This window comes from Selenihalanaerobacter shriftii (genome assembly GCF_900167185.1).
GTDB lineage: Bacteria > Bacillota > Halanaerobiia > Halobacteroidales > Acetohalobiaceae > Selenihalanaerobacter > Selenihalanaerobacter shriftii.
Genome location: NZ_FUWM01000003.1, coordinates 47,139 through 61,949 on the forward strand (window position 1 = coordinate 47,139; position 14,811 = coordinate 61,949).

Annotated in this window: 10 protein-coding genes; 1 reads left to right on the forward strand and 9 read right to left on the reverse strand. The window is 32.8% G+C overall.

Translation table 11 applies throughout. The features are described 5' to 3' along the window. Positions 1–6: 6 nt before the first annotated feature. The 6 genes from B5D41_RS00200 to B5D41_RS00225 all read right to left on the reverse strand — a co-directional run bounded on the left by B5D41_RS00200 (position 7) and on the right by B5D41_RS00225 (position 9,140). Positions 7–1,422: a trimethylamine methyltransferase family protein gene (locus B5D41_RS00200; protein WP_078808582.1), complete on the reverse strand. Its 1,416-nt coding sequence runs from the start codon at positions 1,420–1,422 to the stop codon at positions 7–9. Positions 1,423–1,871: 449 nt separating this feature from the next. After that, positions 1,872–3,029, reverse strand: a complete 1,158-nt coding sequence (locus B5D41_RS00205) for a pyridoxal-phosphate-dependent aminotransferase family protein (protein WP_078808583.1) — start codon at positions 3,027–3,029, stop codon at positions 1,872–1,874. A gap of 55 nt (positions 3,030–3,084) precedes the next feature. Beyond that, positions 3,085–4,521 carry a GntP family permease gene (locus tag B5D41_RS00210; RefSeq protein WP_200806384.1) on the reverse strand — a complete coding sequence of 479 codons (1,437 nt, stop codon included), beginning with the start codon at positions 4,519–4,521 and terminating at the stop codon, positions 3,085–3,087. Positions 4,522–4,682: 161 nt separating this feature from the next. Beyond that, complete coding sequence (locus B5D41_RS00215) at positions 4,683–5,717, reverse strand: threonine aldolase family protein (RefSeq protein WP_078808584.1); 1,035 nt, start codon at positions 5,715–5,717, stop codon at positions 4,683–4,685. Between the two features lie 55 nt (positions 5,718–5,772). Beyond that, on the reverse strand, positions 5,773–6,954 hold the full coding sequence (locus B5D41_RS00220) for an aconitase family protein (protein ID WP_078808585.1): 1,182 nt from the start codon (positions 6,952–6,954) through the stop codon (positions 5,773–5,775). Positions 6,955–7,193: 239 nt separating this feature from the next. Beyond that, a complete protein-coding gene (locus B5D41_RS00225; RefSeq protein ID WP_078808586.1) occupies positions 7,194–9,140 on the reverse strand; it encodes a sigma 54-interacting transcriptional regulator in 1,947 nt (648 codons plus the stop codon). 249 nt (positions 9,141–9,389) lie between these two features. Between B5D41_RS00225 and B5D41_RS00230 the strand changes: the two genes are divergently transcribed. After that, positions 9,390–10,055: a TetR/AcrR family transcriptional regulator gene (locus tag B5D41_RS00230; protein WP_078808587.1), complete on the forward strand. Its 666-nt coding sequence runs from the start codon at positions 9,390–9,392 to the stop codon at positions 10,053–10,055. Between the two features lie 39 nt (positions 10,056–10,094). Here the strand turns inward: B5D41_RS00230 and B5D41_RS00235 are convergent, their stop codons facing one another. The 3 genes from B5D41_RS00235 to B5D41_RS00245 form a co-directional block, all read right to left on the reverse strand. Next, a complete protein-coding gene (locus tag B5D41_RS00235) occupies positions 10,095–11,663 on the reverse strand; it encodes a glycine betaine uptake BCCT transporter (RefSeq protein ID WP_078808588.1) in 1,569 nt (522 codons plus the stop codon). A gap of 174 nt (positions 11,664–11,837) precedes the next feature. Next, the gene (locus B5D41_RS00240; RefSeq protein ID WP_078808589.1) at positions 11,838–12,641 is read right to left on the reverse strand and encodes a methyltetrahydrofolate cobalamin methyltransferase; all 804 of its coding nucleotides are present in this window, start codon (positions 12,639–12,641) and stop codon (positions 11,838–11,840) included. An 89-nt stretch (positions 12,642–12,730) separates the two neighbouring features. Beyond that, positions 12,731–14,710: a hydantoinase/oxoprolinase family protein gene (locus B5D41_RS00245; RefSeq protein ID WP_078808590.1), complete on the reverse strand. Its 1,980-nt coding sequence runs from the start codon at positions 14,708–14,710 to the stop codon at positions 12,731–12,733. Positions 14,711–14,811: the final 101 nt, after the last annotated feature.

Here is a 14,811-nt window from a genome sequence, read left to right on the forward strand (position 1 = left end):
TTAAATTTATAAGCTTTCCATATAATCGAGTAGTTTTTGTTCAATAGTAGGATCTAATTCAGGAGCTTCAAAGTCTTCTAAGATCGCTTTACACTTATCATTAGCTCGTTTAACTGCTGGAACTAAGTTATCATCAGAAGTATAAGCAGCTCGTGTGCTTAAAGTAGGCTCTCTAAAATCCCTCATATGAGCCATAGTATGAGCATCAGCTAAATAATGTCCCCCATGCCCTACATTTTCAATCACTTCTTTAGCTATACTTTCCTCATTCACTTCAATACCTGCTTGATAATCAGTCACCATAGATAAAATTTCATCATCAATAATGAATTTTTCGTATGACATTGTCATGTAATTTTCTAATAAGCCTGCAGAATGAAGAGCAAAGTTAATACCATGATTAACGGTAGACATAAATGTCATCATAGATTCATAACCAGATTGAGCATCAGCCATAAGTGAATCTGTAATTGACCCTCCCGCTCGAGATGGAACATCATAATATCGTGCCAATTGAGCTATAGAACCTATAATTTTTGCATATTCAGCACTTCCTACAGCCAAGTTAGCTGTCTTCATATCCATAACAGTTGAAGCAGTTCCATATACTACTGGAGCCCCTGGATTAACTAATTGCGTTAACACCACCCCAGTTAATACTTCTGCATTCTGTAAAGTTAAAGTTCCTGCTAAAGTCATTGGCCCTGTAGATCCTGCCATAATTAAAGCTGCAACCACAACTGCTTGATTATGTTTAGAATGTTCTAGCAAAGAATCAAGCATTCTATAATCATATTTTAAAGGACTAGTAGTATTAATTAGAGTAATTACTAAGGCTCTATCATCAATAATTTCATCTTCACCAAAGAGCATACTAGCCATCTTAAAACAATCTCGTGCCTTTTTCTTACCTAAAGCACTTCCCATTAGACATTTATCTGAATACTTTGCACCAGTATAAAGCATTTTAGCATGTCTAATTTCATCTGCAACATCATTAGGTTCTACTAAGACCCCACCTACTATATCAATATTATTACTATTAGAGGCAAGCTTAGTAAAGTTAACATAATCTTTAAAAGTTGAGTCCCTTCTTCCGTCATCCATATCTGTTACAAATGGAGCTCCATATCCTGGGACTAAAACTGTATTATCTCCACCGATTGTTACATTGTTCTCTGGATTTCTAGCATGTAAAGTAAAGGAAGATGGAGCTTTTTCTAGTGCATCCTCAACAATATCTCGGGTTAAATATACTCTTTCGTCTTCAACATTAGCACCATGCTCTTTAAAAATTTCTCTTGCCTCTTCATGTAATACTTCTATACCTGTCTCTTCTAACAATTGCATTGTAGCCTCATGAATTTGATTTAAATCTTCATCAGATAGAATATCTTGAGCCAAATATTTTCTTTCTATCATTTATTAAACCTCCCTTATTAATTCTTTCTTCAATTTCAAAAATAATTAATGAAAAACTAATTAATTCATCCCTCCTTAACTTTATTTTTAATATAATTTTAACCATAATCTTAGTTCATAATTTTGAAAATTATAATAATTATTAGATTAGTTTGAATTTAATTAATATAGAACTTTTATTAATAATTAGGCAACTAATCTTTAATTAAGTAATAATGACAAATTTAACCTGGGCACCATTGGAAAACATGTTTAATATTTTAACTATGGTTATTAATTAATCATGATTAGGTAATACTCCTGCAAATTTCTGAAAAAAATTTAGAAAATTTGCAGTATTGTCAAAGTTATTCTTTTCACAAGAATAATTTTCAAATCAACGATATAATTACTATAAAAATAAAAAAGCCTTCAGATAAATCTGAAGGCTTTTAAATAAATAATTTTATTTATATTTTTAGTAAAGACTTTTGAGCAGCTTTTATCCCCTGCCCTAAGTTAATATTATAACCTAGTTTTGTAAATGTCATTTCTATTCCACTTAGAATTCCTATAATATCAACATTATAAATGGCGCCTAAATGACCTACCCTAAAGATTTTACCACTTAACTTACTCAATCCTCCTCCAACTATTATCCCATAATCTTCTTTAAGGGTATTAATAACTGCCTTAGCATCAACTTCTTCAGGGATACAAATAGAAGTAACACTATTAGAAGCAATCTCATCAGCAGCAAAAAGTTCTAATCCCATACCTCTTATCCCTTTTCTAAAAGCAGTCGCTAAGGTAGCATGTCGTTTAAATACATTTTCTAAACCTTCCTCTTTAATTAATCTTAAAGATTCTTCTAAACCAAAATATAAAGTTTGAGGCGGAGTATATGGGAAACGACCATTATGAATATTTTCTCTTACACTTTCATAATCCCAATACCACTTTGATAGTTTAGAAGTTTTAACAGCTTCCCATGCTTTATCACTTATACTTACTATAGATAAACCTGGTGATAACATTAATCCTTTTTGAGAACTAGCCACTACTATATCTACGCCCCATTCATCAGTCTTTAATTCAATAGCTCCCATAGAACTAATAGCATCCACAACCAATAAAGCTGGATGATTAGCATTATCTATAGCTTCCCGTATTCCAGCTAAATCATTAGTAATAGCAGTAGATGTCTCATTATGTGGAAGTAAGATAGTTTTAATTGTTTTATCTACATCTTTTTTAAGCCTATCTTCTAATTTAGTAAGATTAACAGCAGAATTCCAATCTACTTCTAATCTCTCTACCTCTACTCCATGATCTTCAGCTATATCACCAAACCTGTTACTGAATACTCCTTGGGAGATGGCTAATACCTTATCTCCTGGAGATAGAGTATTAACAATAGCTGATTCCATAGTTCCACTTCCAGAACTAGGAAAAGTTAAAATTTCATTTTCAGTCATAAACAAATCCTTCAAATCTTCAATTACATCCGTTACTAGTTCACTAAATTCTTCGCCTCTATGTTTAATGTTAGGTCTACTAAAAGCTCTTAATACACTATCGGGAATATTAGTTGGTCCAGGAATTTGTAAATGTGTGATTTTATCCAAAACTATTTCCTCCTTGTTATTTTAATTAATAAAATCAAACCAAATGTTCTCTATATTATAGTATACCAAGCCCTGTCATTGCCCAAACTGCAAGGAATGAACAAATACCTCCTACAAACGTAGCTCCTCCATAGGCCTTAATACCTTGACTAGCTTCCATTTCACTTAGAGAAGTACATACCCAGAAGTAACTACTATTAACATACTTAATAATTACTGCACCTGAACCACCGGCTAACATAGCAGCTTCGGCGGAAATTCCTAAGGTTCCTAACATTGGAGCTACCAAGGAACCTGCAGTTATAACTCCTACAGTAGTAGAACCAGTAATTGTATTTCCGATTATTCCAATGATAAATGGTAGGAAAATAGGCGGAAGTCCAGTATTTACTACTCCATTGGCTATAGTATCAACTACGGGTGTTCCTCTTAAAACATGACTTAATGAGCCGCCTAATCCAGTTACTATTAAAATCATAGCCGAATTCTGTAATCCTGTCTTCACCCATTCTTGCTTTGAAGCATTTTTAGCTTCTTTACCTTTAACATTACTATAGGCTAACCAAAGACCAATTGTTAAAGCAACCACTGGCCACCCTAAATAGTTCAAGATTTGAAGTAGCATATTACCTGCAGGTAGTACTAATTTAGCTACACTAGTTCCTGCAATTAATAATACAGGAATTAAAATCGGCATAAATGCATTGGCTGTTCCTGGCATATTTTCCGTATCTTCTAAACCAGTAGATTCACCAGTATATTCTTTAGATGGCATTACATCAATCTTTTTACCTATAAATAGCCCCCATGCCCAGGCACCTAAAGTTCCAAAGAAACAGGCAACTGCTCCAAATAAAATTACTAATCCAATGTCAGCCCCCATAACTGCCGCAGCAGCTAACGGACCAGGAGTAGGTGGCACTAAAGCGTGAGTTAATTGTAACGCTCCTACCAAACCCGTAGACATCACAGCAAGTGGAACTCCAGCAGCCTCAGCTAAAGAGTGAACCAATGGATTTAAAATAATGTAAGCAACATCAGAGAAAACAGCAATACCTAAAATAAATCCTGTAAAGGCCAATGCCAAAGGCATCTTATTCTTCCCAACTAATTTAGTCATAGTTAATGTAATTCTTTGTACAGCATTGGTCTCTTTTAGAGCTTCGGCTATAATACAACCTAAAGCAATAACTACTCCTATTTCACCAAGTGTTCCTCCAAAACCTTTAACAAAAGCCGCTTTAAAAGCTTCAATATTAACCGACGGCAAAGCACCAAATAAAAGTAATGGAACTAAAAGTGCTAACATTACATGCCAATCAAACTTGCTAATTAGAACTAAAAGCAAGACAATTACCCCTATAAAAGCAAATAATGTTGCCATCGGACTTGTAGACACCGGTGTTTCTTCCGCAGCCAAAGCCAAAGGACTCGCTAACATAGTCAATAAAATCATTATAGCCATTATTTTTAATAAAGATTTTGATTTCACTTTTTTTCCTCCTTTTTATTTTAAAGAAGATAATTTCAAAATAGTCTTTTTAAAATTTCCAGAAATTTAACTGGCCCTTTTCCCACAAATTTTAACCCCATATCTGCTAGCAATTTTAATTTTTTTAATCACCTCCCCCACATTTAAGTGCTTTCTTAACTCTATTCAATAACCTCTTGAATAGAGTCTACAACATATTTAAGATCTTCTTTTTCAATTCCATAATGAGCTATTAATCTAAATTGAGTAGGAGCTACATGTTTGACTTTGATATTTTTCTTTTCCAACTTCTCTAAAAATAGCTCACTATCCATCCCCGTCTCTTCAATATCCATAACTACAATATTAGTAGCAATCACTTTAGGATAAACTTCTACCTTGTCAATCTTTCTTAACTTTTTAGCTAAAAAATTAGCATTTTCATTATCCTTATTAATCTGGGGTAACATCTCTTCTAAACCATATAATCCTGCAGCTGCTATAAATCCAGCTTGCCTCATTCCACCACCTATTCTTTGGCGAAACCTCCTGGCTCTTTTAATAAAATCAGCTGATCCTACCACTACTGAACCTATTGGAGCCGATAAACCCTTACTTAAACAGAACATTAATGCATCAACATCTTTTGCTAACTCCTTTAATTCTATATCTAAAGCCATAGCTGCATTAAAAATTCGGGCTCCATCCATATAAATAGGTAAATTATACTTATCGGCAACCTCTCTTACTTCGGCAATATTTTTAGGTGTTACTAAAAATCCGCGATTCAAATTATAAGTATTCTCCAAACAAATTAATCCTGTCTTGGCTCGTTGAATATCTCCAGTAGAAATATTTTCTTCAATTATTTTTGGATCAAAGTATCCATTTTCAACTGGAATAGTCCGAGCATATACTTGGGATAATGTACTTAAAGCATTTACCTCTAAATTAAGGATATGAGTTCCTTCTCCTACAATAATCTCTTGCCCACGCTCAGTAAATGTCATAACAGAAACTTGATTTCCCATGGTTCCTGAAGTACAAAGTAACCCAGCTTCTTTACCAAATAATTCTGCTGCTTTATTTTCTAATTCAATTACAGTAGGATCATCTCGAAGAATATCATCTCCTACTTCTGTTTTATACATAGCATCTCTCATTTCTTGAGGCTGCTGAGTTACTGTATCACTTCTTAGATCTAATATTTCCCTCATCACTATAACCTCCATTAAAATATTTTAATTTTTTGAAAATTCGAATTATATTATGCTATATTGTAGAAATCTCACCCTTTATAGCAGATTGAGCAGCTATAGCCGGTGAAGCTAAATAAACCTTACTACTCTCGTCACCAATTCGCCCTTTAAAATTTCTATTAGTAGTTGAAAGTGCAATATCTTCTTTAGACAACAAACCTAAATGTCCACCAAAACAAGGTCCACAACCTGGATTCACTATAATTCCACCAGCATTTCGAATAATCTCTGAAATTCCTTTCTTATCCATTAGATTTGCAATATTTCTAGAAGCAGGAACAACCACTAATGTTAAATCTTCATCTATTTTTTTACCTTTTAAAATTTCAGCTGTTATCTGCATATCAATAAGCCGGCCATTTGTACATCCACCAATAATTACCTGATCTAACTTTATCCCCTCCACTTCACAAATTGGCATAACATTCACCGGTTCTGAAGGACATGCTATATTAACTGGTATGTTATCTGCATGAAATTCATACCTTTTTTCAACATTACCAACCTCATCTTTTTTATTTGAAATATAGCTAATTACAGCATTCATTTCACTAACCATATTGGATATTGTCATCTTTTCTGCTAAACTTAATTTATCAATGATATTGCCACCTATAATTACTGCTTTATCTGCTAATTTCTCTTTACCAAATTTCCCTAATATAAATAAAGCAATATTTTTAGCTAAAACTCCCTTATTTAAGTCACCTTCAATATTAATATAGACTGTTTCTGGTACTGTAATACTATATTCACCTGTATACATAATATCAGCCAGTTGTTCTGGACTAACTGTATATGGAATTGCTCCATACGCCCCTGCTGTACATACATGGCCATCTGCACCAACAATTATATCTCCTCTACTAGGTTGAAATTCTTCTAATAAGACTTGATGTATTATACCTTCACCTTGGTCAAAGAGTTGAATTCCAAACTCCTTTGAAAATGATTTAATCTGATTATGTCTTTCTCTCGCTTCAATTGTTGGAGCTGGAAGATAATGATCATAAGTAATAATAATTCTACTTCGATTAAATACTTTATCATACCCTTTATTTCTAAAAGATTTAATTGCAAGTGGACCTTTTCCATCATGAGTAATAGCATAACTGACTTCTAATCTAATCTTATCTCCAACAGATAATGAAGTTAAACCAGCTGCTCGACTTAAATATTCCTTGATTATATTCATAGCACCATCCTTTTTTGAAAATGTTTTCTGCTTTGTTTAATTAAATACGCAAGATGTGTACCAAATTATATATTATTAGTAATTTTTTTCTTAGTAATTGTACACATAGCTTGTTATCAAGGTTCTAACTGATCAAAAAAAAGAGTAGAAATTTATTAAATAATAAACTCCTACTTAACTAACCACTTATTGTTTTAATTTAGAACAGTCTAGTGATGCAATGATTTATTTTAGGACACTTATTCCCCTTGCTTTAATTTCCGCCATAAAGTACTACGAGCAATCCCTAACTTTCTAGCTGCTTCACTTCTATTTCCATCTACTTCTTTTAAAACATTCCTAATAACATAAGCCTCTAACTTCTCTAAAGAATATTCTGTTGCTATCTTTGCTAAGTTATCAAATGTAGGATCTAATTCTTTAGAAGGTTCAATTGAATAATCTTCAAAACTAAAATCTTGCAAAGCTTGATTAATAACTTCTATTGAGATCGATTCACCTTCAGTAGTCAAAATTACAATTCTTTCTATCACATTTTTTAATTGTCTAATATTACCTGGCCAATGATAGTTTTGTAATATCTTCATAATTTCAGGAGTGATCTTAGGAATTGACTTATTAAATCGTCGACAAAACTGTTGTTTAAATTTACTAACAAATAGTGGAATATCATCTTTTCTCTCCCTTAATGCTGGAATACGTAAATTCAAAACATTTATTCGATAAAATAAATCTTCTCTAAATTGATCTTCTTCAATCATCTTAAACAAATCACGATTAGTTGTAGCTATAACCCGAATATCAATTGGTATTATTTTATCATCGCCTAAACGCATTACTTCTCTTTCTTGTAAAACCCTTAATAAACGTGCTTGTAATGATTTGGCCATTTCTGAAATCTCATCTAAAAGTATTGTTCCTCCATGAGCTAATTCAAATAGTCCTGGTTTTCCTCCCTTTTTTGCTCCTGTAAAAGCCCCTTCTTCATAACCAAAGAGTTCACTTTCCAATAAACTTTTTGGTAAAGCAGCACAATTGACAGCTATAAAAGGTCCTTTCTTGTTTAGGCTCTCTTTATGAATTGCTTGTCCAAAATATTCTTTACCCACACCAGTCTCTCCATGAATTAATATAGTAGAATCAACTTTAGCAAATTTTTTAGCCTGTTCTATAGTATTTAAAAAGTTCTGATTCTTCCCAATTATATCTTTAAATGAATACTTTGCTACATGACCCTTATTTAAAAATTCACGACGAATTTTATGTTCAATTTTTTGCACCTTTGATATATCTTGAAAATTTACTGCTACTCTTACTACTTCTCCTTCTACAATAATTGGAACTTTAGTAACAATTACATTCTTATTTGCAATCTTCTTTATTTGATTAGTCTCGGCTCTCCTTTGCTCAATAACCCTATCTACCTTAAATTTATAATTAATAGAATTAATCTTCTTCCCAATTGCCTCTTGGGCATCAATCTTTGTTATTTCCTCTGCTATAGGATTAAATAATTTAATAACTCCCAACTTATCAGTAACTATCATCCCTTCATGAGCAAATTCTAAGATTGCTTTCATCTGTTTAACTCTTTTCTTTTCTTGTTTAACTCTTTCTCTTTCTTGTTTTGTAGCTTTTAAAACACTAGTTGCTTCTCGAATAGCTTGAAGTATAGCTTGCCGACCTGATTTAATATTTACCCCTTTCATACCATGCTTATTAGCTAATTTAATCATAATAATTTTCCCGATAACTATATCTACACCTTGTTTATACAATTGATTTATTCCTTCTTCAATATCTTCGATATTATATGAATAAATTTTACATACTTTACAACCTATAATTTCTTCAATACTCTCAATTCCTTGAATAACCTCTGGAATATCTACCATTCCTACTTTATTACCGCTTTCTTTTGCTTCATAATAAGTCCTAAGTAAATCATATCCAGTTATAGGCAAGTCAATGACCGGTATCTTTATATTCGTTTCCTTTATCTTCCAAGTAGTGATTCCTCTACTGATTATTACTCCAGATCCATTCTCTTCTGCCTCTTTAGCCAATCTAACCCCTTTTCCCATTCGTCCAATCTTGACTTCTATATTTTCTTGAAAATCTTTAATAACTCTTTCTACTAATAAACCTAATTCTTGATAAGGTGCAATAAAAGTAATTTTATCCATATTACTCCCCCTATTTTACTTAAAATTAACCATAAGATAACATTCATTTCTACTTGAATTAGTTATACTTTATTAAAGTTGCATTTAATCTATTAATTACCATATAAAGTTATCTATACCTTTTAATAAATTATATTTTTTGTATTATACTTGAAATAAGCTATAAAATTAAAAAATTTACTTATTTACCTTTAAATTTTATTGATTTTAAAATATACTAAAAATATAAGTGAAGAGGGAGTGAAAAGAATGATTGAAGTAAAACCAGATGATATTAAACAAAAACGCACTTTGAAAATTTTTATTAATGCAACTTCTCAAATTGTTAAAAAAGAGGGGATTGAAGCAGTAACTATTAGAAAGGTTGCTAAAATTGCCGGATATAATAGTGCTACTATCTATAATTATTTTGATAATCGGAATCAATTAATCTTTTTTGCCGGAATGAAATTTATTAGTGATTATGTACAAAATATGCCCGATTATATGAATCAAAGTGATGATACTTTAGAAAGATTCCTATTAATGTGGGAATGCTTCTGTAAATATTCTTTTGAAAATCCACAAATTTACTATGCAATCTTTACTGCAGATATCGGCGATCGGCCTGAAGATTTAATGCAAAATTATTATTCCCTTTTTCCTGAAGAAATGGGAAATCCACCTGAAGAATTAATCCCTATGATTTTAGAAACTGACTTATCAAAACGAACTACTATAGCAATTAAATCATGTGTAAAAGAAGGTTACTTCTCAATGAAGGAAGCTATGGAAATCGATGAAATGATTATGTTAACTTATCAAGGTATGCTTTCTTTACTTATTAATAAGCGGGTAGATTATTCAGCAGAAGAAGCTACTGAACTCACTATGGATTATATTCGTAAAATTGTAAATACAGCAGCAAATTCATAAAAAAACTGCCCTTACTTAAGGGCAGTTTTTTATATTCAATTATAAGTCTATGCTACCAATAAATTCACCATTTTCTTCTAAACTAATATAATCTTTTTGTAAAGCTTTAAAGAAAGCAAATATTGAAATACACATGAAGAACATAAATGGAAATGCTCCAGCAATAGATGCAGTCTGTAAAGCTGATAAACCACCAGCTAATAATAAGATAGCTGCCACTAAACCTTCAGCAATTCCCCAAGTAACTTTAACTCGAGTTGAAGGATTGAGTCTTCCTCCAGTGGTTAACATTCCCATTACAAATGTTCCAGAATCAGCAGAAGTAATAAAAAATGTTCCAATTAATATAGTTGCAATCATGCTCATAATACTACCTAAAGGAAATTTACCTAAGGAAACAAAAAAAGCAGAAGCTATGTCAGCTTTTACTGGATCAACAATACCTCCAGCACCAAACTGTTCCATCCATACCGCTGACCCTCCCATAACAGCTAACCAAAAGAAACTTACAAGAGTAGGTAAAAACAATGTTCCTACTACAAATTCTCTAATAGTCCGTCCTCTAGAAATTCGCGCAATAAACCCTCCTACAAACGGAGTCCAAGCAATCCACCAAGCCCAATAGAAGATAGTCCACCAACCTGGCCATTTACTCTGACTTATAGGACTAGTAAAGAAGCTCATATCAAAGATATTCTGAAAATATCCACCTAAACCTTGAGTAAAGTAATCAAAAACAAATACAGTAGGACCTACAATAATCATCAATAGTAATAATAGTGAGCCTAAAGAAATATTTATATTACTTAAAATTTTAATTCCTTTATCTAGACCTGTAACTGCCGATAGAATAAATGCCGCTGTCACTATACCAATGATAGTTACTGCTACTGTATTATTATTAGCTACCCCAAATAATGTATGGAGTCCACTATTAATTTGTTGTGCTCCTAGCCCTAAAGAAGTTGCAATACCAAAAAGAGTTGCAAATACAGCTAAAATATCAAATACTTTACCTGCAATCCCCTTAACTCCTTTCTTCCCTAATAATGGATATAAGGTAGAACTAGGTAGTTGTGGCATATCTCTTCTGAAGCCATAATAGGCAATCATCATCCCGAATAGAGAATATAAAGCCCAAGGGTGCAAGCCCCAATGAAAGAAAGAATATCTAATGGCTAACAAAGCAGATTTAGCAGTCTCCCCATCTCCAAATGGTGGGCTGGCATAATGATAAATCGGTTCAGCAACTCCCCAAAAAACAAGTCCAATTCCCATCCCCGCACTAAAAAGCATTGCAAACCATGATCTTGTACTGAATTCTGGTTCTTCATCAGGTTTTCCTAATTTAATATTTCCAAATTTACTTAATCCTAATACTAAAGTAACTACTAAGACTCCAGAAACAAATAATAGATAAAACCACCCAAACTTTCCTACTAAAAAATCAAAGACACTATTTACTACATTACCAAAGCTTTCATTAGCTACAATCCCCCACATGATTAATATAGCGGAGATTATAACCGAAGGCCAGAATACAACAGGATCTACGTCATTACTTTTCTTTGTAGAATTTGCCCCTATCTCTTCTTGTGGATTGGGCATATTAATATCACTCCTTTAAATTTATTTAGAATATGAAAGTGATAGTTGTTATTTATCACCCTCAAAAGATTACTCATTTAGTAAGTATTATGTTAATTTTCTGATAATTTATAGTAAAAAACAAACATCTTGTATAATATTGCGCTATCAATATCTTTATTATTTTAGCTGCTATTAAATAGTTAACTTATTACTCTTAGCAGCTTTAATATAATTAGCACAATAAGTATCATTACCTAAAAGTGTCTCAGAAGCTGTAGCTAATGACATGATTTTATCATCTAATGGATCCATAATTGCACTATCTAAACCTCTACTCATAGCTAATACTAAATAAGCTTGATTCAATAATTGCCGATTAGGTAATCCGTGTGAAATATTACTTAAGCCACACGTAATATGAACTTCTTCATACTTATTAGTAATTTCATCAATTGCATTTAAAATATGAACACCCATTCCATCATCCGTTCCAATCGGCTGAATAATCGGATCAACATAAATATCTTCTAAAGCGATTCCATCAGCTATTAAATCATCGATTAATTTAGAAGCAACTCTAATTCTATCATCAGCGTCGCTTGGCATACCGCTATCATCCATTGCTAAAGCAACTACAGCAGCATTATGCTCTTTAAGCAATGGTAGTATTTCTTCATATCTCTCTTCTTCAGCAGTAATAGAATTAATTATTGCTGGCTTCTCATGCTCATAAGCTTTTAATCCTTTCTTAATAGCATTTGGATCTGGGCTATCAATACAAAGAGGTGCATCTACAGCTTCTTGTACAGTACTAACTAACCACTCTAAAGCTTCAGGTTCTTCTCTAATTAATGTCCCACAATTAACATCAATGTAATCTGCCCCTGCCTCTTCTTGTTCTTTAGCTAAATTTTGAATAAACTCTGCATCTCTTTCTTTGACAGCTGGTTCCACATCATCTCTACTAGTATTAATTAACTCGCCAATAACTATCATAAGTTAATACCTCCTTAAAATTTACTTATTCTTAATAAACTAAAGTCGTACTATGAATGCAATAATAATATAATGTTATAGTAAGAAAGCTACCGTAATTTTGGCCGTCCCATAGCTACAATTTTAAATCTGCTTTCTACATATAAATCTTTCTTATCTGGATCTAGTTGGGAAAAACTACTATAAACATCTTCATGATCAACTGTCACTTTAAGATCAGTTGCTCCTGACCTTTTAGCTATATCTTTGACATATTCTTTCCCAACCTTTTTAACAAATTCCACAGCATCCTTCAACTCATTAAATCTCTTTACTTCCCAAGGAAGATGAACTACATAACCACGCTGGTCTCCTGGTTTAATTAAGATTTCAACTCGTTCAATTACTTTACCAGTAATAGTACCTACCGCGTTAGCTACTTCTGAATGGGATGGAATCCTTAATATAGTATTAAATCTTTCAGCTACTTCTGGAAAATAAGCTTCTACTGGAGCACCGATAGCAATAATAGGTAAATCTATTTTGCCTGAAAATTCAATTAATCCACCTTCATCTTGTTCTTCTACTCTTTTAAACATCTTCTCTAAAAGAAACTCTGTTAGACTATCCTCTTCCCAGTCAAACTGAACTTCTTGATTCTTAAGTAACATTTCACTTATTACTAACGCAATCTTATAATAAATTTCTTCATAAACTGCTTTGATAAATTCTTGAGATTCAGTGCCATATCTACTGGCTGCCATTTCTACTCCAATTTCTGCAACTTGATTATTCCAAATTTCTAATTTTTTAGTAGCATGGAGGATATCAGTAGGAGTCAACGAAGCCCGATGAATCGAGCCAATACTTACTAATCTTTCCCACGGTAATATATTAGGATCTTTTTCTAATTTCTTCCCTAAATGATATAGAGATTGAGGTTTATCTTGAATTAATTTAATAATCTTAGACTCCGTACTAGTTAGATCAACATGTAATGGTTCTTTTATGAAGAATAAAATATCTGTAGGTTGTGAGCTAACTGGGAAGTATTCTTCTCTCTTATTCTCCATTAACTGCTTTTTTAAATGCTTATGTTCTGCTACAGCCCAAGAAATAGGGAATACACGCTGAGGACCAACTTCAAGCAAACCATCTTTAGATACTTGGATATGACTATCTCCACCAATCCCAATTGTAGCAACATCTACTGCTTGCACTCTAGTTAACCAGCCACCAACCATAGCACCTTCTTTATTAAGAGTTGGAGTACCATCTCGTAGAAAAGCTACATCGGTAGTAGTACCACCCATATCTACTACTATCCCATCTTCAAAGTCAGTTAAATAAGTAGCACCTATTAAACTAGATGCTGGCCCTGACAATACTGTCTCAATCGGCTTTTCTCTAGCTACTCTTTCACTGATTAAACTACCATCACCTTTAACAATCATCAAGGGGGCATCTATATTCTTTTTAGCTAAACTCTCCTTTACTGCTTCAATAAGTTCAGTAATAATCGGAATTAATCGAGCATTTAAGACAGCAGTAGCAGTACGTTCATGAATCCCTAAAGATGAAGTCAACTCATGAGCACAAACCACTGGATAATCAATTAATTCCTTAACTAATTCTCTTACTTGCACTTCATGTTCAGGATTTCTCACACTTAAATAACCTGAAATAGCAAATGCATCTACTTTACCTTTCATTTCATCAACTATTTCTTTGACTTCATTAAGTTCTAATTCATCCTTAGGCTTGCCTTTAATATTATGTCCACCTTTTATTTGGGCTACATATTCTGTTGGAATCTCACGATCAGGCTCAAATCCAATTAAAATTAATCCCACTTCACAGCCTTGCCCTTCAACTGTAGCATTAGTTGCTAAAGTAGTAGAGAGTGATACCATCTCGATATCACTATAATCTATGCTATCAAGATTATTAATACATTTATTTATACCTATCGAAAGGTCTTGACGAGTTGTGAGAGCTTTTGCTTTATCATGAATAACCCCTTCATTAATATCCATTGTCACTCCATCAGTATAAGTTCCACCGGTATCGATTCCCAGTGCTATTTTCATGGGATATCCTCCTCAGTATAACAATATGCATTATCTTTCTTCTTAAATATGAATTATATTTTATCTTAGGCAAGGTAGCTTCTACCTCACCTAAGATTATG